This is a genomic window from Actinoplanes sp. NPDC051405, from assembly GCF_055586185.1.
Genome location: NZ_JBVJIR010000017.1, coordinates 230765 through 253920, shown reverse-complemented (window position 1 = coordinate 253920; position 23156 = coordinate 230765). Strand labels below are relative to the sequence as shown.

21 protein-coding genes are annotated in these 23156 nt (G+C 71.2%); 15 read left to right on the top strand and 6 right to left on the bottom strand.

What is annotated here, in order from left to right; all coding sequences use genetic code 11:
- Positions 1–1977, top strand: a complete 1977-nt coding sequence (locus tag ACZ6S4_RS32820; RefSeq protein ID WP_465478634.1) for an AMP-binding protein — start codon at positions 1–3, stop codon at positions 1975–1977.
- On the opposite strand, the gene ACZ6S4_RS32815 is transcribed toward ACZ6S4_RS32820, so the two are convergent.
- Complete coding sequence (locus ACZ6S4_RS32815; protein ID WP_465478633.1) at positions 1920–2687, bottom strand: FadR/GntR family transcriptional regulator; 768 nt, start codon at positions 2685–2687, stop codon at positions 1920–1922. The genes ACZ6S4_RS32820 and ACZ6S4_RS32815 overlap by 58 nt on opposite strands.
- 103 nt (positions 2688–2790) lie before the next feature.
- Between ACZ6S4_RS32815 and ACZ6S4_RS32810 the strand changes: the two genes are divergently transcribed.
- From ACZ6S4_RS32810 to ACZ6S4_RS32760, 11 genes are read left to right on the top strand one after another with little or no spacing between them, the layout of a single operon-like run.
- Complete coding sequence (locus ACZ6S4_RS32810; RefSeq protein ID WP_465478632.1) at positions 2791–3840, top strand: acyl-CoA dehydrogenase family protein; 1050 nt, start codon at positions 2791–2793, stop codon at positions 3838–3840.
- Positions 3841–3892: 52 nt separating this feature from the next.
- Positions 3893–5059 (top strand): acyl-CoA dehydrogenase family protein, encoded by a 1167-nt coding sequence (locus ACZ6S4_RS32805; RefSeq protein WP_465478631.1) that lies wholly within the window; start codon positions 3893–3895, stop codon positions 5057–5059.
- On the top strand, positions 5059–5808 hold the full coding sequence (locus tag ACZ6S4_RS32800) for an SDR family NAD(P)-dependent oxidoreductase (RefSeq protein ID WP_465478630.1): 750 nt from the start codon (positions 5059–5061) through the stop codon (positions 5806–5808). The genes ACZ6S4_RS32805 and ACZ6S4_RS32800 overlap by 1 nt, the downstream gene beginning before the upstream one ends.
- Positions 5809–6996: a thiolase family protein gene (locus tag ACZ6S4_RS32795; protein ID WP_465478629.1), complete on the top strand. Its 1188-nt coding sequence runs from the start codon at positions 5809–5811 to the stop codon at positions 6994–6996. It abuts the gene before it with no gap.
- Positions 6993–8240, top strand: coding sequence for an acetyl-CoA hydrolase/transferase family protein (locus ACZ6S4_RS32790; protein WP_465478628.1), 1248 nt, complete (start codon positions 6993–6995; stop codon positions 8238–8240). Before ACZ6S4_RS32795 ends, ACZ6S4_RS32790 begins: the two co-directional genes overlap by 4 nt.
- Positions 8237–9163 carry a hydroxymethylglutaryl-CoA lyase gene (locus tag ACZ6S4_RS32785; protein ID WP_465478627.1) on the top strand — a complete coding sequence of 309 codons (927 nt, stop codon included), beginning with the start codon at positions 8237–8239 and terminating at the stop codon, positions 9161–9163. Before ACZ6S4_RS32790 ends, ACZ6S4_RS32785 begins: the two co-directional genes overlap by 4 nt.
- On the top strand, positions 9160–9918 hold the full coding sequence (locus ACZ6S4_RS32780; RefSeq protein ID WP_465478626.1) for an SDR family NAD(P)-dependent oxidoreductase: 759 nt from the start codon (positions 9160–9162) through the stop codon (positions 9916–9918). Before ACZ6S4_RS32785 ends, ACZ6S4_RS32780 begins: the two co-directional genes overlap by 4 nt.
- Positions 9915–10697, top strand: coding sequence for an enoyl-CoA hydratase-related protein (locus tag ACZ6S4_RS32775; protein ID WP_465478625.1), 783 nt, complete (start codon positions 9915–9917; stop codon positions 10695–10697). The genes ACZ6S4_RS32780 and ACZ6S4_RS32775 overlap by 4 nt, the downstream gene beginning before the upstream one ends.
- A gap of 8 nt (positions 10698–10705) precedes the next feature.
- Positions 10706–11497 carry an enoyl-CoA hydratase/isomerase family protein gene (locus ACZ6S4_RS32770; RefSeq protein WP_465478624.1) on the top strand — a complete coding sequence of 264 codons (792 nt, stop codon included), beginning with the start codon at positions 10706–10708 and terminating at the stop codon, positions 11495–11497.
- Positions 11498–11509: 12 nt separating this feature from the next.
- On the top strand, positions 11510–12325 hold the full coding sequence (locus tag ACZ6S4_RS32765) for an enoyl-CoA hydratase/isomerase family protein (RefSeq protein ID WP_465478623.1): 816 nt from the start codon (positions 11510–11512) through the stop codon (positions 12323–12325).
- Positions 12322–13308 (top strand): phosphotransferase family protein, encoded by a 987-nt coding sequence (locus tag ACZ6S4_RS32760; RefSeq protein ID WP_465478622.1) that lies wholly within the window; start codon positions 12322–12324, stop codon positions 13306–13308. The genes ACZ6S4_RS32765 and ACZ6S4_RS32760 overlap by 4 nt, the downstream gene beginning before the upstream one ends.
- Here the strand turns inward: ACZ6S4_RS32760 and ACZ6S4_RS32755 are convergent.
- The 4 genes from ACZ6S4_RS32755 to ACZ6S4_RS32740 all read right to left on the bottom strand — a co-directional run bounded on the left by ACZ6S4_RS32755 (position 13293) and on the right by ACZ6S4_RS32740 (position 17184).
- Positions 13293–14174: an SDR family oxidoreductase gene (locus ACZ6S4_RS32755; protein ID WP_465478621.1), complete on the bottom strand. Its 882-nt coding sequence runs from the start codon at positions 14172–14174 to the stop codon at positions 13293–13295. The genes ACZ6S4_RS32760 and ACZ6S4_RS32755 overlap by 16 nt on opposite strands.
- A complete protein-coding gene (locus ACZ6S4_RS32750; RefSeq protein ID WP_465478620.1) occupies positions 14171–15304 on the bottom strand; it encodes an acyl-CoA dehydrogenase family protein in 1134 nt (377 codons plus the stop codon). The genes ACZ6S4_RS32755 and ACZ6S4_RS32750 overlap by 4 nt, the downstream gene beginning before the upstream one ends.
- 1 nt (position 15305) lies before the next feature.
- Entirely contained in the window at positions 15306–16100 is a 795-nt protein-coding gene (locus tag ACZ6S4_RS32745) for an enoyl-CoA hydratase-related protein (RefSeq protein ID WP_465478619.1), read from the bottom strand.
- A gap of 67 nt (positions 16101–16167) precedes the next feature.
- Positions 16168–17184: an Rv3169 family protein gene (locus ACZ6S4_RS32740; protein ID WP_465478618.1), complete on the bottom strand. Its 1017-nt coding sequence runs from the start codon at positions 17182–17184 to the stop codon at positions 16168–16170.
- 42 nt (positions 17185–17226) lie between these two features.
- Between ACZ6S4_RS32740 and ACZ6S4_RS32735 the strand changes: the two genes are divergently transcribed.
- The 3 genes from ACZ6S4_RS32735 to ACZ6S4_RS32725 are packed head-to-tail and all read left to right on the top strand — an operon-like array spanning position 17227 to position 22070.
- Entirely contained in the window at positions 17227–18138 is a 912-nt protein-coding gene (locus ACZ6S4_RS32735) for an LLM class flavin-dependent oxidoreductase (protein WP_465478617.1), read from the top strand.
- Positions 18139–18144: 6 nt separating this feature from the next.
- Positions 18145–21321 (top strand): fused isobutyryl-CoA mutase/GTPase IcmF, encoded by a 3177-nt coding sequence (icmF, locus tag ACZ6S4_RS32730; protein ID WP_465478616.1) that lies wholly within the window; start codon positions 18145–18147, stop codon positions 21319–21321.
- Entirely contained in the window at positions 21318–22070 is a 753-nt protein-coding gene (locus ACZ6S4_RS32725; RefSeq protein WP_465478615.1) for a helical backbone metal receptor, read from the top strand. The genes icmF and ACZ6S4_RS32725 overlap by 4 nt, the downstream gene beginning before the upstream one ends.
- 8 nt (positions 22071–22078) lie before the next feature.
- On the opposite strand, the gene ACZ6S4_RS32720 is transcribed toward ACZ6S4_RS32725, so the two are convergent.
- Positions 22079–23152 carry an alcohol dehydrogenase catalytic domain-containing protein gene (locus ACZ6S4_RS32720; protein ID WP_465478614.1) on the bottom strand — a complete coding sequence of 358 codons (1074 nt, stop codon included), beginning with the start codon at positions 23150–23152 and terminating at the stop codon, positions 22079–22081.
- Positions 23153–23156 lie beyond the last annotated feature (4 nt).

Below are 23156 nucleotides of genomic sequence, written 5' to 3'. Positions count from 1 at the left end.
GTGACCAGCGCGAACGAGTACGTCTGGACGCCGTCACCGGAGTACGTCGAGACCGCCAACGTCACCCGGCTGATCCGCCGCCACGGCCTGTCCGGGATCGGCGAACTGCGCCGGCGTTCGGTGGCCGACGTGGCCTGGTACTGGGATGCGGCGGTGCGCGACCTCGGCCTGCCGTTCTCCCGGCCGTACGACGCGGTGCTGGACGTCTCGCGCGGCATCGAGCACCCGGACTGGTTCATCGGGGGCGAACTCAACATCGTCGACGCCTGCCTCGGCCGGTGGGCGGGGGACGACGAGGCGGCGGCCCGGGATGCCATCGTGCACGAAACCGAGGACGGTACGGTGCGCCGGCTCACCTACGCCGAGCTGGACGACGTCGTCCGACGGGCCGCGGCCGGCCTGCGCGCGCTCGGGATCGGCGCCGGTGACGCGGTCGCACTCTATTTGCCGATGAGCCCCGAGGCCGTGATCGCGACGTATGCGGTCGCCCGGATCGGCGCCGTACTGGTGCCGCTGTTCTCCGGGTTCGCGCCGCCGGCGATCGCCGCCCGGTTGCAGGACGCCGAGGCGGTGGCCGTCGTGGTCGCGGGCTCGACCGTGCGCCGCCGTCGGACCGTGCACCTCGAGCCGGCGATGGAGGAGGCGCTGCGGTCCTGCCCGTCGGTGCGCCACGTCGTCGTGGTCGGTGAGAACACCTGGGACGACCTGCTCACCACCGAGCCCGAACAGGGACCGGCGCAGGCCTTCCCGGCCATGCAGACGCTGTTGCTCGCGTACACCTCGGGCACCACGGGCAAGCCGAAGGGCGCCGTGCACACCCAGGCCGGGTTCCTGGTGAAGACGGCCAGCGAGGTGGCCTACTCGTTCGATCTGCGCCCGGGCGGAGTCTTCTGCTGGGTGACCGACATGGGCTGGATCATGGGGCCGCTCTCGATCGTCGGGACGCACGCCAACGGCGGCACCCTGCTGCTGTACGAGGGCTCACCGGACGTACCCGGCCTGGATCGGCTCTGGGACCTCACCGCCCGGCACCGGGTCACCATGCTCGGCGTGTCACCGACCCTGGTCCGTACCCTGCGGTCCAGTGTGGCCACCGACGTCTCCCGGTTCGACCTGTCGTCGGTGCGGGTCCTCGGATCGACCGGGGAGCCCTGGGACCCGGACTCGTACGCCTGGCTGGCGCGCGACGTGTTCGGCGCCCGCGTGCCGGTGATCAACTTCTCGGGCGGCACCGAGGTCGGCGGCTCCTTCCTCGCCCCCTATCCGGTCGAGGCGATCCGGAGCTGCTCGCTCGGCGGCCCGTCGCTCGGGATGGACGTCGACGTCGTGGACGCCGACGGCAGATCCGTCCGGGGCAGCGTCGGCGAGCTGATCTGCCGCCGGCCGTGGCCGGCGATGACCCGGGGCGTCTGGCGCGACCCGCAGCGGTACCTGGAGTCCTACTGGTCGACGTTCCCCGGGGTGTGGCGTCACGGCGACTACGCGCTGGTCGACGACGACGGACAGTGGTTCCTGCTCGGGCGCTCCGACGACGTCATGAACGTGGCCGGCAAGAGGCTGGCGCCGGCCGAGGTGGAGGCGGTGCTGACCCGGCACCCGGCCGTCGCCGAGGCGGCGGTGGTCGGGGTGCCCGACGCTGTCAAGGGTGAAGCGGTGTGGGCGTTCTGGGTGTCCCGCCCGGACGCCGACGAGGACGTCTCGGAGACCCTGCGCGCGCTGGTCGCCGCCGAGCTCGGCAAGCCGTTCACGCCCAAGGTGGTGCGCCGGGTGGCCCGGCTGCCGAAGACCCGCTCGGCCAAGATCATGCGCCGGGCGGTGCGCGCCGCCGTGCTCGGCGAGGATCCGGGCGACCTGTCCGGGGCGGAGGCGCCCGAGGCCGTGGACGAGATCCGGGCCGCGGCCCACGCCCCCGGGCCGGGTCAGTCGGGCAGCGAGATCTCGATGCGCTCGTCCACCTCGAGCGCGGCCTCGGCGTAGGCGTGCACGTGCCGTCCCATCCGTCGCTCGGCCGCCTTGGCGTCACCGTCGCGAATCGCCTTGGTGATGCCGCGGTGCGCGCGTTCGGTGATGGAGCGGATCTTCTCGTCGACGAAACCCTCGTTGTTCGTCAACGTGTAGATAGCGCGGGAGAGCGCGAGCATCATGCCGGAGAGGATCTCGTTGTGGCTCGCCGTGGCGACGGCCACGTGCCACTCGACGTTCACCTGGAGGAACTCTTCCAGCGACCCGGCGGCCGCGATCGCCGCGTCCGCCGCGTCCAGGGCGGCCAGGTCCTCGTCGGTGCGGTTCAGGGCGGCCAGCCGCGCACACGAGGGCTCGACGGCCTCGCGGGTCTCGTGGATCGCCGCCAGGCGGATGTGATGGCCGCGGATCAGCAGCCCCACCGAGCGGGCGATCGACTCGCCACCGGGGCGTTGCACGAAGGCGCCACCGGCGCGGCCGGCCCGGATGCGGATCAGACCCTGGACCTCGAGGATGCGCAGCGCCTCGCGCACGGTCGTGCGGCTCATCCGGGTCTGTGTCACCAGTTCGCGTTCCGGCGGCAGGGGCGTGCCCTCGACGAACTCTCCGGACAGGATGCGTTCACGCAGCTCGTGCGCGAGCACGTCGGAGGCTTTGGGCACCTCCAGCGGCATCAGCTGGATCGCCGAGCGACCCTCGGATGTGCCGTTCGTGCGCTCAGCCATGCCGCGCTCCCCATCTTGGTCCAATGTTATGACCTAAAATATCATTGTTATCGCTGGTGGTCTGTCCACGCCTCATCGTGCCAGGCCGCCGGAAGGAGTCGTCATGCAGTGGCAACCCACCGCTGAGCAGGAGGACTTCCGGGCCGCTCTGCGCGGCTGGCTCGGGCAGCACGCCGGATCGGCAGCGGTGCGCCGGTGGGCCTCCGGGGTGGACGCCGACGACTTCCGCAGCCGGTTCGCGGCCGAGGGCTGGTTCGGCGTCGGCGCCGCCGAGGACCTCGGTGGTGAGGGCGGCGGCCCGGTGGAGCTGGCCATCATCGCCGAAGAGCTGGGTCGCGCCGCGGCACCGTCCGGGTCGTGGCTGGGGGCGGTTCTGGCGTTGCCGGCGTTGGCCGGTTCGCCGGAGACGGCCAAGGCCCAGTTTTCCGACGGAACGGTGGTGGTGCTCGGTGTCGATGCGGGACAGGTGCCGGACGCCGGTCCGATCCGGCTCCAGGGGGACCGGCTCACCGGAACCATCCGGACGGTGCTCGGCCTGACGCGCGCGAGCTGTGCGGTGGTCCCGCTCGGTGCGGGCGGCGCGCGCCTCGTCGAGCTGAGTGCCGAGGGGGTACGCGTGGAGCCGCGCCGGCTGCTGGACGCCACCCGGGACGCCGGCGATCTCGTCCTGGACGACGCGCCGAGCACCGGCCTCGAGACGTCGGTCTTCGATGCCGTACGCGACCGGGCGGCTCTGCTGACGGCCGCCGACGCGCTGGGGGCGGCCGGGCGCATGCTCGATCTGACGGTCGGGTACGCCGGGCAGCGCAAGCAGTTCGGGGTGCCGATCGGGTCGTTCCAGGCGGTCAAGCATGCGGCGGCCGAAATGCTCGTCGCGATCGAGGCGGCGCGCTCGATCGTGTACGACGCAGCGATCCGGCTGGAGCGTGCTCTGCCCGAGGCGGGCCTGCATGCCGCGGTGGCCAAGGCCCAGGTGACCGCGGCCGCCGCGCGGGTGGCCGATTCGGCGCTGACCCTGCACGGCGCGATCGGCTACACGTTCGAGCACGACCTTCAGCTGTTCTACAAGCGGGCCAAGCTGGATCGGGCGCTGTTCGGCGCCCCGGAGGCCTGGAACGAGCGGATTGCCGACGACCTCGGACTGGTACTGTAGTTTTGGTCAGTCCTTTAGTAAGTTAGAGCCAAATGAGGCGACGGGAGGGGCCGTGGACTTCGAGCTCACCGAGGATCAGTCGACGATCCGCAAGGCGGTCGCCGAATTGGCCGCCCGGTTCGACGACCAGTACTGGCTGGAGAAGGACAAGGCACACGAATTCCCGCGGGAGTTCTACGACGCCGTCGCCGGCGGCGGCTGGCTCGGCATCACGATGCCGGAGGAGTACGGCGGGCACGGGTTCGGCATCACCGAGGCCGCCCTGCTGCTCGAGGAGGTGGCGAAGTCGGGCGGCGGCATGAATGCGGCCAGCGCGATCCACCTGTCCATCTTCGGCATGCATCCGGTGATCAAGCACGGATCCGAGGAGCTCAAAGCCCGTACGCTGCCGCGCATCGTCGACGGCTCGCTGCACGTCTGCTTCGGCGTCACCGAGCCCGGCGCCGGCCTGGACACCACGAAGATCACCACCTTCGCGAAGCGGGCCGGCGACATCTACCGGGTCAACGGCCGCAAGGTGTGGATCTCCAAGGCCCAGGAGTCGGAGAAGATCCTCCTGCTGACCCGTACGACCAAGTTCGACGAGGTGCGCAAGAAGACCGACGGCATGACGCTGTTCCTCACCGACCTCGACCGCAGCCGGGTCGACATCCGGCCGATCGACAAGATGGGCCGCAACGCCGTCACCTCCAACGAGCTGTTCATCGACGACCTCGAGATCCCGGTCGAGGACCGCGTCGGCGAGGAGGGCGAAGGCTTCCGGTACATCCTGGACGGGCTGAATCCGGAGCGGATGCTCGTGGCGGCCGAGGCGCTCGGCATCGGGCGCGCGGCGCTGCGCCGAGCGGTGACGTACGCGAACGAGCGGGAGGTGTTCGGCCGCCCGATCGGGATGAACCAGGGCCTGCAGTTCCCGCTGGCCGACTCGCTGGCCCGCCTGGACGCCGCCGAGCTGGTCCTGCGGCACGCTACCTGGCTCTACGACCAGGGCAAGGCGAGCGGGCGTGAGGCGAACACGGCGAAGTACCTGTGCGCCGATGCCGGGTTCACCGCCGCCGACCGCGCGCTGCAGACCCACGGCGGCATGGGCTACGCCGAGGAATACCACGTGGCCCGGTACTTCCGGGAGGCACGGCTCCTGAAGATCGCGCCGCTGAGCCAGGAGATGGTGCTCAACTATCTGGGATCGCACGTGCTCGGTCTCCCGAGGAGCTACTGATGTTCGACCTGACCGATCGGTCCGCCCTGGTCACCGGCGCCGGCAGCGGGATCGGCGCCGCGGTCGCCCGCGCGTTCGCCGGCGCCGGCGCGGCCGTGCTGGTCACCGACGTCGACGAGGCGGCCGCGACGGCGACCGCCAAGGAGATCGCCACGTCCGGCGGCCGGGCCGAGCCGTTCGTCCTCGACGTGCGGGACCGCGCGGCGGCCGACGCCGCCGCAGCCCGGGCGGCCGGGCTGACCGGCGGCACGCTGCACATCCTGGTGAACAACGCCGGTGCCATCGCGCCGGCCATGTTCCCGGACCTGGCCGAGGAGGCGTTCCGCCGGATCGTCGAGATCCACCTCGTGGGGTCGTTCGTGGTCAGCCAGGCGGCGCTGCCGTTCCTGCCGCACGACGGCACCGGGCGCATCATCAACGTCACCTCGGCCGCCGGCCTGACCGGCACGATCGGCCAGGCCAACTACGGCGCCGCCAAGGCAGGTGTCGTCGGCCTGACCAAGTCCCTGGCCAAGGAGCTGGCCCGCCACGCGATCACGGTCAACGCGGTGGCGCCGCTGGCGGCCACCCCGATGACGGAGAACATCCGCGGCAACGAGAAGCTCGCCGCCAGGACCCTGGCCCGGATCCCGCTCGGACGCTGGGCCGAGCCGGACGAGGTGGCCGGTGCGTTCGTCTTCTTCGCCTCCGACGCGGCCTCCTACATCACCGGCCAGGTGCTGCCGGTCGACGGCGGGACGGTGATCTGAGTGGCGGCGACGTTCGGCACCACCGCCCGCGAGGTGCTGATCGCGGCGGCGGCCCGTACGCCGTTCGGCCGCTCCCACCCGGAGAAGGGCTGGTTCCGCAACACCCACCCCAACGAGCTGCTCGGTGTCGTCTACCGCGAACTGCTGGCCCGCGGCGGCATCCGGCCGGACGTGGTCGAGGACCTCGTCGTCGGGTGCACCGCGCCGTTCGGCGAGCAGTCGCGCAACATCGCCCGCAACGCCTGGCTGCAGCAGGGCTATCCGCCCGAGGTGCCCGCCGTAGTGCTCGACCGGCGCTGCGGCTCCGCCCAGACGGCGGTGGAGATGGCGGCCGCCCTGATCGGCTCCGGCACCCACGAGGTCGTGCTCGCGGGCGGCGTCGAGCACATGGGTCACGTGCCGATGAACGCACCCGCCAAGATCTCCGAGCTGTACGGGGATCCGTGGCCGGCGCCGCTGCGCGAGCTCTACGACTTCGTACCCCAGGGCGAGAGCGCCGAGCTGATCGCCGACCGGTGGGGGATCGGGCGCACCGAGATGGACGAGTTCGCGGTCCGCTCGCACGCACTGGCCACCGCGGCAATGCGGGCGGGCCGGTTCGACGACGAGATCATCGCCCTGGAGCTGGACGGCGAGCTGCGGCGCAGCGATCAGACGCTGCGGCCCGGGACCACGCTGGAGACGTTGAGCGGCCTGCGCACGGTGTTCCGCCCGGACGGCCGGATCACCGCCGGGACGTCCTCACCGATCTGTGACGGCGCGGCCGGTGTGCTGCTCACCTCCCGGGAGGCGGCCGACGAGCACGGACTGCGGCCCCGGGCCCGGATCGTCGACCAGACCACGGTCGGCGTCGACCCGGTCATCATGCTCACCGGGCCGATCCCGGCCACCCGCAAACTGTTGCAGCGCAACGGTATGACGGTCGACGACATCGACCTGTTCGAGGTGAACGAGGCGTTCAGCTCGGTCGTGCTGGCGTGGGAGCGCGAGCTCAAGCCGGACATGGACCGGGTGAACGTCAACGGTGGGGCGATCGCCCTGGGCCATCCGGTCGGCGCCAGCGGCGCCCGGCTCATCGCCACCGCGGTCGCCGAGCTGGAACGCCGGGACGCCGAGTTCGCCCTGATCACTATGTGCTGCGGCGGCGGCCTCGGCACCGGCACGCTGATCCAGCGGGTCGCCGCGTGACGGCCCCGATCCTCGACCTGCGGCCCCTGCTGCCACCGGGCGCCGGCGTCTGGTGGGGCCAGGGCGGCGCCGAGCCGCAGCCACTCGTGCACGCCCTGCTGGACCAGCTGGCCGATCTCGGGCCGCGCCGGGCGTTCTGCGGACTGAGCTGGGATCGCCGGCTCACCCGGGAGCTGCCCGAGCAACTGTCGCTGCTGTCCTACGGCGGCCTCGGCGAATTGCGCACGCTCAGCCGGGCCGGCCGGCTCGACATCCTGCCCTGCCACTATTCGGCGCTGCCCCGGATGTTCGCCGAGGGGTTCCTGCCCGCCGACGTCGGCTTCGTCCAGGTGTCGCCGCCGGACGCCGACGGCGCCTGCTCGCTCGGGATCGGGGTCGACTACGCGGCCGACGCCATCCCGCACACCCGAGTGCTCATCGCCGAGATCAACGAGCAGATGCCGGCGACGGACGGATCCGTGCGGCTGCCGCTCGAGCGGTTCGCCGCCGTCGTGCACACCGATCGGCCCCTGGCGCAGGCCCCGGAGCGCGCCCCGGACGAGGTGGAGCTCGCGATCGCCCGGCACGTCGCGTCGCTGGTCGAGGACGGCGACACGATCCAGCTGGGTGTCGGCTCGCTGCCGGCGGCCGTGCTCGACGCCCTCTCCGGCCACACCGACCTCGGCATTCACTCCGGGATGATCAGCGACGGCGTGCTGCGACTGGCCGAGAAAGGTGTCATCACCGGCGCCCGTAAGGAGGCCGACACCGGCCTGATCGTCACCGGAGCCGCACTCGGCAGCGCCGAGCTCTATGCGGGGCTGGACCGCCTGCCCGTCGAATTCCGGCCGGCCAGCAGCACCCATTCGCCGGTCACCCTGGCGCAGTTCCGGACGTTCGTCTCGATCAATTCCGCCCTCGAGGTCGACCTCTCCGGTCAGGTCGGCGCGGAGATGAGCCGCGGTGCCTACATCGGCGCTGTCGGCGGGCAGGTCGACTTCTCCCGGGCGGCCGCCCTCACCGGCGCCCGCTCGATCATCGCGATGCGTTCCACCTCGGGCGGTGACTCGACCATCAACGCCCGGATCAGCAGTGGGGTGGTGACGACGTCACGGTCCGACGTGGATGTCGTCGTGACCGAGCACGGCATCGCCCGGCTGCGCGGCCGTGACCTCCGCGAGCGTGCCCGCGCGCTCATCGCCATCGCCGCTCCCGAGCACCGCGAGGAGCTCCAGCGCCACCACCGAGAGGAGTCCCTTCGATGAGCAGGCGTCCCGCCCGTGTCCACATCCGCGAGGTCGGCCCCCGCGACGGGTTCCAGAACGAGCCCGAGCGGATCGCGACCGACGACAAGGTGCGGCTGATCAACGCCCTCGGCCGGGCCGGCTTCGACCGGATCGAGGTGGCCAGTTTCGTCCGGCCCGACGTCATCCCGCAGCTGGCCGACGGGGTCGAGGTGCTGGACCGCATCGACGTACCGGACAGCGTGCGGCTGATGGTCCTGGTGCCCAACACCCGGGGCCTGGACAACGCGCTCAAGGTGCGCCACCGCTTTCACGAGGCGGCGATCTTCGTCAGTGCCTCGGAGACCCACAACCGCAAGAACGTCAACCGCACCGTCGCCGAGACGATGGCCGACAACGACGTGATGGCGCGCCGGATCCGTTCGGAGGGCCTCGCCTGCGCCGCGGTCATCGCCACCTCGTTCGGCTGCCCGTACGAGGGGAAGGTCCCGCTGGACCGGGTGCTCGGCCTGGCCGAGCGGTTCGCCGAGGCCGGGGCCACCGAGATCGGCTTCGGTGACACCACCGGGATGGCGAACCCGGCGTACGCCGGTGAGTTCTTCGCCGCCGCCATCGAACGCCTGCCCGGGGTGGAGGTCACCGCGCACTTCCACAACACCCGCGGCGCCGGGCTGGCCAACGCCTACGCCGCGCTCGAGGCCGGGTGCAGCAGCTTCGAGTCAAGCTTCGGTGAGCTCGGCGGCTGCCCGGTCCCGGCCGGCTCGACCGGCAACATCGCCACCGAGGATCTCGTCGGCATGTTCCACGAGATGGGTGTCGAGACCGGTCTCGACCTGCCCGCGGTCATCGCCGCCGCCGCCCAGGCACAGACGGTGCTCGGCCGTACGCTCACCAGCCACTCGCTCGTGGCCGGCCCGATCAACTGGAAGGGAATTCCCGCATGAGCAACCGCGTCGCACTCGTCACCGGCGGGGCGCAGGGCATCGGTGAAGGCATCTCGCTGGCCCTGGGCGCGAACGGCTTCCGGGTCGCCATCGCCGACCTCAACTTCGACGCCGCACAGGCCACCGCCGATGCGATCGGTGCCGCCGGTGGCTCCGCCATCGCCGTACGGGCCGACATCACCGACACCGGATCGGTGCAGGCAGCGGTGAAGACGGTGGAGAGCGCACTGGGCCCGGTCGAGGTGGCGGTGAACAACGCGGGCTGGGACGACTTCATGCCGTTCCTGGACACCACCGAGGACTTCTGGGACCGGATCCTGGACATCAACTTCAAAGGCGCGCTGCGGGTCACCCGGACGGTCGTGCCGGGCATGGTCGAGCGCGGGTTCGGCCGGGTCGTCAACATCGGCTCCGACGCCGGCCGCGTCGGCTCGTCGCTGGAGGCGGTCTATTCCGGGGCCAAGGGCGGGATCATCGCCTTCACCAAGACGCTCGCCCGCGAGGTGGCGACCAGCGGCGTCACCGCGAACACCGTCTGCCCGGGACCGACCGACACCCCCGCGCTGCGCAAGTTCGCCGACGGGGCCGGGCAGGATGCCGGCAAGGTGATCCAGGGCATGACCCGGGCCGTGCCGATGCGGCGCCTCGCGCAGCCGGCCGACGTGGCCGCCGCTGTGGCGTTCTTCGCCTCCGACGCCGCCGGGTACATCACCGGCCAGACGCTGTCGGTCAGCGGCGGCCTCACGATGGCATGAGCGGGGACGACGCAGTGGTGCGCTGGGAGTTCGCCGCCGACGGGATCGCGGTGGTGACGCTCGATCGCGTACCGGCCAACGCCCTGGGGCCGCCGATCATCGACGGTGTCCACGCGGCGCTCGATGCGATCGAGGCCGCGGGCGGGGCCAAGGTGGTGGTCGTCGCGTCGGCGATCGGCGGGTTCTTCGCCGCCGGCGCCGACATCAAACACATGTCCGGCATCGACGCCGAGTCCTTCACGGCGTACGGCGACCGGCTGCGCGGTGTGCTCGACCGGCTGGCCGGCTCGGCGCGGGTGACCATCGCGGCCGTCGAAGGCCTGGCCCTCGGCGGCGGGCTGGAGCTGGCCATGGCGTGCACGCTGCGGGTCGCCGGCGCCGACGCGAGGTTCGGCCTGCCGGAGGTGCAGCTCGGGCTGATCCCCGGCGCGGGTGGCACCCAGCGGTTGCCGCGGCTCGTCGGGCGCGGCCGTGCCCTCGACATCATGCTCACCGCCCGTCAGGTTCCGGCGGACGAGGCACTGACGATGGGTCTGGTCAGCCGGCAGGTGCCGGTGGGCGAGGCGCTCCCGGAGGCGCTGTCTCTGGCCGGTCGGCTGAGCCGCATGTCGCTGCCCGCGCTGTCCGCGGTGATCCGGACGGTGGACGCGGCGTTCGACCTGCCGCTGACCGACGGCTTCGCCTACGAGGTCGCGCAGGAACAGCAACTGTTCGAGACCGGCGAAGCCAAAGAAGGCCTGCAGGCGTTTCTCGACAAACGCCGTCCGGACTTCGGGTAGGGGCAGCGATGGACACGATCGACCTGCGGCGGGTGCACGAGGGTGTCGCGGTGGCGACCCTCAATCGCCCCGACCGGCTCAATGCCATGACCAGCACGATGTTTCGCGAGCTGGAACGGATGGCGTTCCAGCTCGGCGACGACGACGCGCTGCGCGTGCTGATTCTCACCGGCGCCGGACGAGCCTTCTGCGCGGGGTACGACCTCGACGACGCGAAGGACCTGCCGTCCCTGTCGCCGATGGGGATGCTCGACCAGCAGGAGCTCGCCGTGCGGGCGCTCACCGCCGTCCGGGGGCTGCGCGTGCCCGTCATCGCGGCGGTGAACGGGCCGGCGGCCGGTGGCGGGCTGTCCTTGGCGCTGGCGGCCGACATCCGGATCGCGGCCCCGCAGGCCAGGTTCAACGCCGCCTTCGTACGCATCGGCCTGTCCGCGGGCGACCTGGGCACCTCCTGGCTGCTGACCCGGCTGGTCGGGCCGGCCGTCGCGGCCGAGTTCGCCTACACCGGCCGCCAGATGGACGCCGACGAGGCCGAACGCACCGGACTGGTGAACCGCGTGGTCCCGTCCGAGTCGTTGCTGGACGAGACGCTGGCGCTGGCCGACACCATCGCGGCGAACTCGCCCGGCGGGGTGCAGCTGTCCAAACGGGCCTTGCAGGCCAACATGGAGGTCACGTCGTTCGCCGCGGCGCTGGAGCTGGAGAACCGCGGCCAGGCGTTGCTGACCCGCGGCGAGGACATGCCGGAGGCGCTGGCCGCCTTCCGGGAGAAGCGCCCGGCCTCCTTCACCGGCCGCTGAGAGGAGTCCGACGTGCTGACCTTCGAGCCGCCGAAACTGGAGACGCTCACGATCGACGTGGGCGACGACGACATCGTGACCTTGCGCATCGACCGCCCCGACCGGGCCAACTCGATGACCGTGACGATGTTCCGCGAGTTCCTCGTCGCCGCCCTCGCCCTGCGCGACAGCGGTGCCCGGGCGATGGTGCTCACCGGTACGGGCGATCGTGCCTTCTGCGCCGGCTTCGACCTGGCCGAGATCGATGTGATCACGCGGATGGGTGTTCGCGAGTTCCTGAAGTTCCAGGAGACCGCGACCGGTGGCCTGGCCGCGATCCGGCATCTGCCGTTCCCGGTGATCGCCGCGGTGCACGGACCGGCCGCCGGGGGAGGGCTGTCACTCGCGCTGGCCTGCGACATCCGGCTGGCCGCGCCGACCGCCAAGTTCAACTGCGCCTTCGTCAAGGTCGGCCTGTCGGTGGGGGAGCTGGGCACCTCGTGGCAGCTGACCCGGCTGATCGGTAGTGGCCGCGCGGCCGAGCTGGCCTACACCGGCCGCGTTGTCGAGGCCGCGGAGGCCGAGCGGATCGGCCTGGTGAACCGGGTGGTGCCCGCGGAAGCGCTGCTCGAGGAGGCGTACGCGCTGGCCGCGGCGATCACGGCCAATTCACCGGCCGGTGTGCGGATGTCCAAGCGGGCGCTGCAACGCAACCAGGAGGTCGCGTCGTACGCGGCGGCGCTGGAGCTGGAGAACCGTGGCCAGGCCTTGCTGACCCGCGGCGATGACATGCCCGAAGCGCTGAATGCCTACCGCGAACGCCGGACGCCCCGGTTCACCGGCCGATGACAGCCTGGGACTTCTCGGCGGGCGAACGCGAAGCTCTCGGCGAGTTCCTGCGCGCCCACGACGTCTGCGACGGGGCGCGGCAGCTTCGTCCGATCGGGGACGGCCACTCGAACCTCACCTTCCTGGTGTCGGACGGCACACGCAGCGCCGTCGTGCGGCGTCCGCCGCCACCGCCGGTGCCGCCTGGCGCGCACGACGTCCTGCGCGAGGCCCGGTTGCTGTCCGCATTGGCCGGCACCGCCGTGCCGGTGCCCGGTGTGCTGGCTGTCGGTGCCGCCGGCGAGGTGATCGACGTGCCGTTCTATGTCATGACCTACGCGCCCGGCCCGGTGGTCACCACTCGGACGCCCTCGCCGCTGGACACGCCCGCCGAGCGCCGCCGGATAGCGGAGTCCCTGGTGGACACGCTCGCGGCAGTCCACACGGTGCAGGGTCTGGACGGACGTCCCGAAGGCTTCAACGCGCGTCACCTGAAACGGATGGCGGCGCTGGCCAGCACGCGGGCCCTCGACCCGGTGCACGAATGGCTCGCGGCCCGGGTGCCTGCGGAGTCCGGCGCCGCCCTGGTGCACAACGACTTCCGGCTCGGCAATGTCGTTCTGGCACCGGACGCACCGGGCCGGGTAGCGGCGGTGCTCGACTGGGAGCTGGCCACCATGGGTGATCCGCTGTGGGACGTGGGCTACTTCCTCGCCTCCTGCCCGCAGCCCGGCGAGCCGCTCACGCCGACCGCAGCGTTCGGCCGCGCGATGCTGGAGGACGGGTACCCGAGCCGGGACGAACTGGCCGCGCGCTACGCCGCCGTCTCCGGCCGGGACCTGACGGGTCTGCGCTGGTACACGGTCGCCGCCCTCTGGAAACTGGCCGTCCTGTACGAGTACAGCCGGCGCCGCGGACATGATCCCTATTATGCCGACCCGGCCCACGTCCCGGCCTTCCTGGCCGCCGCCACCCGGGAGATCGGCCGTCAGACCGAGCGCTGAGCCTTGCTCGCGGCGCTCGCGGCCTTGCTCGCCTCCCGCGCGGCCGCCCAGTCCCGCGCGGTCATCGACGTCAGACCGGCGAAGGTGCCGGGACCGGCCAGCATCTGGCCGCCGTCCATCGCGATGGTCTGGCCGGTGAGGTAGTCGCAGGCGTCCGAGAGCAGGAACATGGTCAGGTTCGCCAGTTCCTCGATCGTGCCGGCCCGGCCGGCCGGGATCGCGTCCACCTGGGTCGCGCCGACCGAGCTCTTGTCCGTCGGGTTGAGCATCTCCCAGGCGTAATCGGTCGGGATCGGACCGGGAGCGAGCGCGTTGAGCCGGATGCCGTACCGGGCCCACTCCACCGCCAGCGACATCGTCATGGCGTGCACGGCCGCTTTGGCCATCGCCGACGGGACGACGAACGCCGACCCCGTCCACACCCAGGTGGTCAGCGTGGACACCACCGAACCGGGCAACCCGCCGGCGATCCAGCGCCGTCCGACGGCGTGCGTGGTGTGGAAGCTGCCCTTCATGACGGTCGACGTGACGGCTTCGAACGCCCGGGTGCTCAGCGACTCGGTCGGGGCGATGAAGTTCGCCGCCGCGTTGTTGATCAGACCGGTGAGAGGGCCGTGTTCCGTCCAGATCGCGTCCACCGCGGCGTCCACCGCATCGGCGTCACGCACGTCCACCGCCTGGACATGAACCTTGCCCGCAATGGCGGCCGCGGCTTCCTCGAGCACCGCCAGCCGCCGCCCCCACAGGTGCACCTCGGCGCCGTGCGCGACCAGATGCCCGGCGACGCCGCGGCCCAGCCCGGTGCCACCGCCGGTGATGAGGATCCGCTTCCCGGCGAGCGCCGCAGGCGCATAGAGGCCGGTCACAGTCCCAGGCTCCGGCTGATGATCTCCCGCTGGATCTCGTTGGTGCCGCCGTAGATGGGCGGCGCGAGTGCGCGGCGCACCTGGCCCTCCATGCCGTACTCGGAGGCGTAGCCGTAACCACCCATGAGCTGCATCGCCTCCAGTGTCGCGAGCTTGGCGACCTCGGTGCACTTGAGCTTGGCCATCGAGCCCTCCCGGTTGAGTTGTGCCTCCTCGCCGGCATCGATGCGGTCGGCCACGTCGTACACGAAGGCGCGGCAGTACGCGATCTCGGTCGCCAGGTCGGCGAGCCGGTGCCGGACGGCCTGGAAACTCGACACCGGCCGGCCGAACTGCTCGCGCTGGGTGGTGAAGGCGATGACGTCGTCGAGCGCCCGCTGCGCCGCGCCCAGGCTGGTGGCCGCGATGATCAGCCGCTCGACTGCCAACCCGCGCATGAGCTGCAGCCACCCCTCACCGGCCACGCCGACCACGGCGTCGTCCGGCACCCGTACGTCGGTGAAGTACAGGTCGTTGACAGCGTGCTCCATGGTCGCGATCGGCCGGATCTCGAGCCCGGCCGCGTTCAGCGGGACCATGAGCAACGTCAGACCCTTGTGCTTGCCGAGTGCAGAGTCGTTGCGGGTGAGCACGAGCACGTGGTCGGCCAGGTGCCCGGCCGTGTTCCAGGTCTTCTGACCGTTGAGGACCCAGCCGTCGTCATCGTGCACCGCACGCATTCGTACGCCGCCGAGATCGGACCCGGCGCCGGGCTCGGACAAGGCGATCGCCTCCAGCCGCCCCGACACCAGCGTCTCGACGACCGTGCGTTTCTGCTCCTCGGACCCGAACCTCAGGTAGGTCTGCGCCGCCGTGAGGCCGGTGCCGTAGGCGTGGATCGGCAGCAGGCCGCGCGCGGTCTCCTCGAGGAAGATGCACTCATCGACGAAACCGGCACCCGCACCGCCGTACGCCTCGGGGAAGGAAAGTCCGAGCCAGCCGAGCGCGGCGAGCTTCTTGAGCAGATCGAGGCTGTCCGACAACCGGCCGCCATCGGTCAGCGCTTCCCGCTGCGCGTAGCTGCCGCACTCGCGGCGGCAGAATTCGCGGACGGCTTCTGCGAACTGCTGCCGTTCCGGAGTGAAGCGCACGTCAGTTGCCCCGGTACGGTGAGAAGTCGGGCGCTCGTTTCTCGTTGAAAGCCGTGATGCCCTCGCGGGCCTCGTCGCTCTCGCCGAACATCTTGAGGCTCGAGTAGGCCATCTGCCCGATCGCCACGAACTGCTCGCTGTCGGCGTTCATCGACTGCTTGAGCACCTTGAGCGCAGTGGGGGAGAGCTGCAGGATCTCGTCGGCCCACCGACGGACCTCGGCGTGCAGCTCCGCCGGGGGCACCACCTTGTTGACCAGGCCCCAGGACTCGGCCTTGGCCGCGTCGTAGCGCCGGCACAGGAACCACACCTCGCGGGCCCGCTTCTCGCCGATGACCCGGGCCAGGTAACCGGTGCCGAGCCCGGCGTCGAAGGAGCCGACCCGCGGGCCGTTCTGGCCGAAGATCGCCGTGTCCGAGGCGATCGTGAGGTCGCACAGCAGGTGCAGCACGTGGCCGCCGCCGATGGCGAAGCCGTTGACCGCGGCGATGACCGGTTTGGGCACGTCGCGGATGACCCGGTGCAGCGCCTCGACCTCGAACAGGCCGCTGTCCGAGGGACCGTAGTCGCCGGTCTCCATGCGCTGCTTCTGGTCGCCGCCGGTGCAGAACGCCTTCTCACCCGCGCCGGTCAGGCAGATGACGCCGACCTCGTTGCTTGCCCAGGCACGCTTGAACGCCTTGATCAGTTCGTCGACCGTACGGGCGCGGAATGCGTTGTACCGGTCCGGCCGATTGATCGTGATCCAGGCCAGCCCGTTGTCGACCTTGTACGTGACGTCGGTGAAGTCGTCCATGGCGTCGCTGCCGTCCTCTCGTCCGCTGGGTCAGACGCTAAGCCGCTGCCCCGATTGAAGTCAACCATTACAAAGGTCGTACCGAAGAGCTGTCGATGGATGCCCGGTAGGTGTACGACCGGCTGCGGGTGTGGGCGAACTCGAGGATGCCAGTGCCGGCGGTGCCGTCCCAGTCGAAGGCGGTCAGCCGGTCGGTCAGAGGCGAGTCGAGCGCGGCCGGGGTGACCGAACCGTCGAGTGGGTAGACGTCGTGCTCCAGGTGGTCCGGGCCGGCCGGACGCCCGTGTCGGCCCCCGTAACCGCCGCCCGCCATGAACCCGCCGCCGGCGCTGCAGTCGGCCCGGATGCGGTACCGGTCGCCACCGGCGGTGGTCACGATCCAACGGCCGCCACGCAGATCGAGTCCGGCGTCGAACTCGAGGTCGTGCCCGACGTCGGTGATCGGGTCGAGGGTCCCGTCCTCATGCATGACGGCGCCCTCGAGCAGCAGCCGCTGGTGGGCACGGTCCTCGACGAGCAGGAATCCCATCGATCGATCCGGGAACTGGGCCTGGAACCAGATGTGCAGGCCCTGGCCGCCAGTCATGGTGCGCACGCCACGGGAGCGGTCGCGCTGCCCGAACCAGCCGCCGGCGTCATGGCGTTCGCCGTCGAGGCGGACCGTGCCCTCGTAGCGGCCGGACTGGAAGAGGTGATCGAAGGACGACGGGGGGACGATCACGTCGCCGAACCAGGCGGGCGTACGCGCGTGCCAGTGGACGTCGAGTTCCAGGCCGGTCGGGTTGGGGGCCAGGGTGAGGTGCCAGCGCCGCATCGGCTGCTCCACCCGGAACCGGAACGGGCCCGCCCCGAGTCCGTCGGTGCGGCTGAGTTCGGTGGAGAACCGCAGGTTGCGCTGCTCGTGGCCGGTGACCACGATCACGAACCCGTCGATGGTGTCGGCCGGTGGGTACACGCCCAGGCCGAGCAGGATGGACAGGCCGGTGCCCGTCGGCGGATGCAGGTTGAACACGAACCGGTCGAAGAACCGGCCAGGCAGGCCGGGGGTTGCCGGGCCGACGAGTTCATCGCGGAACGCCGTCATCGCACCTCCCTCAAGCTTTGGTCATACCATATACTCTTGCGCATGGTTCAGGTCGGAGTGTCGGTCCACGAGAGCGTGCTGGAGCCGGATGTGTCAGCCCGGCGGGCACTGCTCGATCGCGTTGCCGCTGCCGGTCTCGACCACGTCACCGTGGGCGATCACGTGAGCTTCCACGGCGGCGCCGGCTTCGACGGACTGGTGGCTGCGACCGCGGCGCTGTCCGCGCACGACCGGCTCCCCGTGCTGGTCGGGGTCTATCAGCTGGCCCTGCGCCATCCCATGGTGGTGGCCCGGCAGGTCGCGTCGATCGCCCAACTGGCGCCGGGCCGGCTCGTGCTCGGCGTCGGCGCCGGCGGCGAGGACCGCGCGGAGGTGACCAACTGCGGCGTCGATCCAGCCTCGCGCGGGCGCCGGCTGGACGAGTCCCTGGCTCTGCTCCGCCGGCTGGCGAGCGGGGAGGCGGTGGACCACAAGGGCGAGTTCTTCACCCTCGATCGGGCGGCCGTGCTGCCCGCACCCGATCCGGCGGTGCCCCTGGTGGTCGGCGGCGGCAGTGTTGCCGCCATCCGGCGCGCGGCCGAGCTGGGTGACGGCTGGCTCGCCATGTTCTGCTCCGCGCGCCGCTTCGCCCGCAACCGCGCGGAAGTCCTCGAGCGACGGGCCGAGGCCGGCCGGGACGGGCCCGGATGGTTCGGCCTGAGCGTCTGGTGCGGCCTGGACGAGGACGGTACGACCGCGCGCACCGTGCTGGGCGAGCGGATGCAAGCCCTGTACCGGTTGCCGCCGGAGAAGTTCGTGAACGTGACGGCGGCCGGCACGCCGGAGCAGGTCGCCGAGTGGCTCATGCCCTACGCCGAGGCGGGCGCCGGATCGATCTCGATCGTGCCCGCCGCCCGGTCCGAGGAACACGGCATCGAACTCGCCGGCGAGGTACGCCGGCTCCTGGAGGGTTGATCGACCATGGCACTGCACGTCCCGGTCCATCCTGTCCGGTTCGTCACCGCGGCCAGCCTGTTCGACGGGCACGACGCGGCGATCAACGTGATGCGGCGTCTCCTGCAGGCGCAGGGCGCCGAGGTGATCCACCTCGGGCACGACCGCAGCGTCGACACGATCGTGCGGGCCGCGGTCGAGGAGGACGTGCAGGGCGTGGCGGTCTCGTCCTACCAGGGCGGCCACGTCGAGTACTTCACGTACCTGGTGGACCGGCTGGCCGAGGCCGGCGCGGGTGATGTGCGGGTGTTCGGCGGGGGCGGCGGCGTCATCGTGCCGGAGGAGATCGCGCTGCTGGCCGAGCGGGGAGTCACGATCTTCTCGCCCCAGGACGGCCAGCGCCTCGGTCTGCCCGGCATGATCAACCAGCTGATCCAGGTCTGCGACGTCGACCTGGCCGCGCGGCCGGTCGAGGTCGACGCCGTCCGGGCCGGTGACCCGGGCGCGCTGGCCCGGGCGATCACCGTGCTCGAGGCGGGCCGGTCACCGGAGCTCGCCGCCCGGCTCCGGCGGTCCGGCCGGACCGTGCCGGTGCTCGGCATCACCGGAACGGGTGGGTCGGGCAAGTCCTCGCTGACCGACGAGCTGCTGCGGCGGCTCCGGCTGGACCAGGAGGACAAGCTGCGTGTCGCCGTCCTGGCGATCGATCCGACCCGGCGCCGCGGCGGGGGCGCGCTGCTCGGCGACCGGATCCGGATGAACGCGCTGGAGGACGGGCGTACGTTCTTCCGCTCCCTGGCCACCCGCACTGCCGGCGCCCAGCTGCCCGAGCACCTCGACGACATCCTGGCCGCCGTCAAGGCGGCCGGGTTCGACCTGGTCATCGTCGAAACGCCCGGCATCGGCCAGGGTGATGCCGGCATCGTTCCCTTCTCCGACGTGGCGCTGTACGTGATGACGCCGGAGTTCGGTGCCGCCTCCCAGCTCGAGAAGATCGACATGCTCGACTTCGCCGACGTCGTGGCGATCAACAAGTACGAGCGGCGCGGCGCTGAGGACGCCCGCCGCGACGTCGCCCGCCAGCTCGTCCGCAACCGGGAGGCGTTCGGGCAGCCGTGGGAGCAGATGCCGGTCTTCGGCACCAGCGCGGCGCGCTTCAACGACGACGGGGTGACGGCGCTCTATCAGCACCTGCGGGAGCTCCTCGGCCTCGAGGCCGGCACGCTCGCGACCGTCGATGTGCGCGCCTCGTCCGGTCTGACCAGCGTCGTACCGCCGTCGCGGTCGCGATATCTGTCCGACATCGCCGACACGATCCGCGGCTACCACCGCACGACCGATCGACAGGCCGAGGTGGTCCGCCGCCGGCAAGCCCTTCGACTGACGGCCGAACTGCTCGGCGACGACGCAACCGCTGATCGCGTACGGGATCTGGAGGTCATAGCCGACGGCGAGCTCGCGCCGGACATCCGTGATCTGCTCGACCGGTGGCCCGCCCGGGTCGCGGACTACGCCGGCGACGAGTACGTGTACAGGGTCCGCGACCGCGAGTTCCGGACGCCGCTGACCCGCGAGACGCTGTCCGGCTCGAAGGTCCGCCGGGTCGCGCTCCCCCGCACCCGCGACGACGCCGAACTGGTGAGCTTCCTGCGCCGGGAGAACCTGCCCGGCTTCTTCCCGTTCACCGCCGGGGTGTTCCCGTTCAAGCGCGAGGGGGAGGCGCCGGCGCGCATGTTCGCCGGTGAAGGCGACCCGTTCCGCACCAACCGCCGCTTCCACCTGCTGTCCGAGGGCCAGCCCGCCACCCGGCTGTCGACGGCGTTCGACTCGGTCACCCTCTACGGCCGGGACCCGGACCGTCGCCCCGACATCTACGGCAAGGTCGGCACCTCGGGCGTCTCGATCGCCACCCTCGACGACATGAAGGTCCTCTACGGAGGGTTCGACCTCTGCTCGCCGACGACATCGGTGTCGATGACGATCAACGGGCCGGCACCGGCGATCCTGGCCATGTTCCTCAACACCGCCATCGACCAGCAGATCGAGGCGTGCCCGGACGAGCCGCGCGAGGAGGTCGTCGCGCGCACGCTGGCCACGGTGCGCGGCACCGTGCAGGCCGACATTCTCAAGGAGGACCAGGGCCAGAACACCTGCATCTTCTCCACCGAATTCGCGCTGCGCTGCATGGGCGACATCCAGCAGTTCTTCATCGACCACCAGGTCCGCAACTTCTACTCGGTATCGATCAGCGGGTACCACATCGCCGAGGCGGGTGCCAACCCGTTGAGCCAACTGGCCTTCACCCTCGCCAACGGCTTCACCTTCGTGGAGTCGTACCTGGCCCGCGGCATGGCCGTCGACGACTTCGCGCCCAACCTGTCATTCTTCTTCTCCAACGGCATGGACGCGGAGTACTCCGTGATCGGGCGGGTGGCGCGGCGGATCTGGGCCGTGGCCATGCGGGAGCGGTACGGCGCGGGCGAACGCTCGCAGAAGCTCAAATACCACGTCCAGACGTCCGGCCGGTCGCTGCACGCGCAAGAGATGGACTTCAACGACATCCGGACCACCCTGCAAGCACTGTGCGCCATCTACGACAACGCCAACAGCCTGCACACCAACGCGTACGACGAAGCGGTCACCACGCCGAGCGAGCACTCGGTGCGCCGCGCCCTCGCCATTCAGATGATCATCGACAAGGAGTGGGGGCTGGCCGGCAACGAGAACCCGCTGCAGGGCTCCTTCATCGTCGACGATCTCACCGATCTGGTCGAGGAGGCGGTGCTGGCCGAGTTCGACCGGATCGCCGAGCGCGGCGGCGTGCTGGGCGCCATGGAGACCGGTTACCAGCGCGGACGCATCCAGGACGAGTCGATGCTGTACGAGCACCGCAAGCACGACGGCAGCCTGCCGCTGGTGGGCGTCAACACCTTCCTCGACCCGCACCGCGACGACGCCCCGCCACCGGCCGTAGCCCTGGCCCGGGCGACCGAGGAGGAGAAACAGTCGCAACTGGCCCGCCTGGCCGACTTCCACACCCGTCACGCCGGCGAGGCGGGCGCCGCTCTCACGCGGCTCCAGGAGGTGGCGATGAGCGGCGGCAACGTGTTCGCCGAACTGATGAACGCTGTGCGCCACTGCTCACTGGGACAGATCTCCGAGGCGTTCTTCGTGGTCGGCGGTCAGTACCGGCGCAGCGTGTGATCGACGATCTCGGCCATCGGCTGGCCTTCGAGGCGCCGCCACAGCGCGTCGTCTCGCTCGTCCCGTCCCTCACCGAGGCGCTGGCGGTGACAGTGCCGGAGAGACTGGTCGGCGCGACGGAATGGTGCACCCATCCGCCGGACCTGGACCTGCCGCGGGTCCGCGGGACGAAGAACCCGGACCGGCGCGCGATCCAGGCACTGGCCCCGGATCTGGTCGTGGCCAACCAGGAGGAGAACCGCCACCTGGACGTGGAACGCCTGCGCGCCGCGGGCGTGCCGGTGTGGGTGACGGTCATCGAATCCGTGGACGAGGCACTGCGATCGATGCGACGCTTGTTCACCGAGGTGCTGGCGGTCGGCGAGCCGCAGTGGCTGCGCACCGCCTCGGCTGAGTGGGCCCGGCCCGCGCCCCATCCGCCGGTCGATGTCGTGGTGCCGATCTGGCGTGACCCGTGGATGGTGGTGGGCCCTCGGACGTTCACCGGCGACCTGCTGTCCCGCCTCGGCCTGCGCAACGTCTTCGACACCGGCACCGCCCGCTATCCCGCGAAGGAACTGGGGGAAATGCTCGCGGCTGGTGCGGATCTGGTGCTGCTGCCCGACGAGCCTTATGTCTTCACCGCCGACGACGGCCCGGAAGCCTTTCCGGGTCTGCGGACCGTGCTCGTTCCCGGCCGTCAACTCACCTGGTACGGCCCGTCCCTGGCGACCGCGCGCGCCGAGCTGCTCACGCTGATCACCGCCTGACGCCACGGTCAGTGGGTGAGGATGGTCCGGACGACCTTCCCCGATCGCTGCGCCTCGACCACGTCGTTGATGCCACGGAGATCTGTCGTGCCGTCGATCAGCCGTTCCACCGGCAGTCGTCCGGTCCGCCACAGCGCGGTGAGCCAGGGCAGGTCCCGCCGCATGCTGATGCCGCCGTGGAAGCTCCCGGTCAGCCGCTTGTCGTCGTGGAACACCTGATACGCGGACAGCTCGATCGTCTGGTCGGGTCTTCCGGCGCCCACCACCGTGACCGTGCCGCCGCGCCGGGCCGCCCGCCAGGCGGCCTGCACGGTCGCCGGTTGGCCGACGGCGTCGATGACCACATCGACATCCCGCAACCCGTCCAGGTCGTCGGCCGGCAGCGACGACGTGGCGCCGAGCTGCCGGGCGAAGGCGCGCCGGGCGTCCATCGGGTCGATGGCGATGATTTCGGCCGCACCGGCCACGATGGCCCCCAGGACGGCGTTGAGCCCGACCGCACCGCAGCCGATCACCGCGACGGAGTCGCCCGGTTGCACACCGGCGCTGCGGATCGCCGCGCCGACGCCGGTCGGGACCGCGCACCCCAGCATGGCAGCCACCTCGAACGGGACATCGTCGTCGAGCGGGACGACCGCCCGCGCCGGGACCACGGTCTGCGCGGCGAACGTCGCCGTCGCCATGCCTTGGTAGATCGGGACGCCGTCGGCCGACAAAATGGACGCCGAGCGGCCGGAGTCGCCGGCGCGCGCGTCGGCCGTGCTCTTGCGGTTCGCGCAGAGGTATTCCTGGCCGCGCAGGCAGGGACGGCATCGACCGCACGGCGCCACCCAGAGAATGAGGACCCGGTCGCCGGGCGAAACCTCGGTCACCCCGTCGCCGACCATGTCCACCACGCCGGCGCCCTCGTGCCCGGCCACCATCGGGGTCGGCGCGCCGAAGACCGTTGCCAGGCTCAGATCGGAGGCGCACAGGCCGGTCGCCCGCAACGACACCCGCACCTGTCCCGGACCGGGGTCGGCCAGATCGACCTCCCGGACGTCGAACTCCTCGCCCGGTTGCCACAGGACGGCTGCTCGCATGACG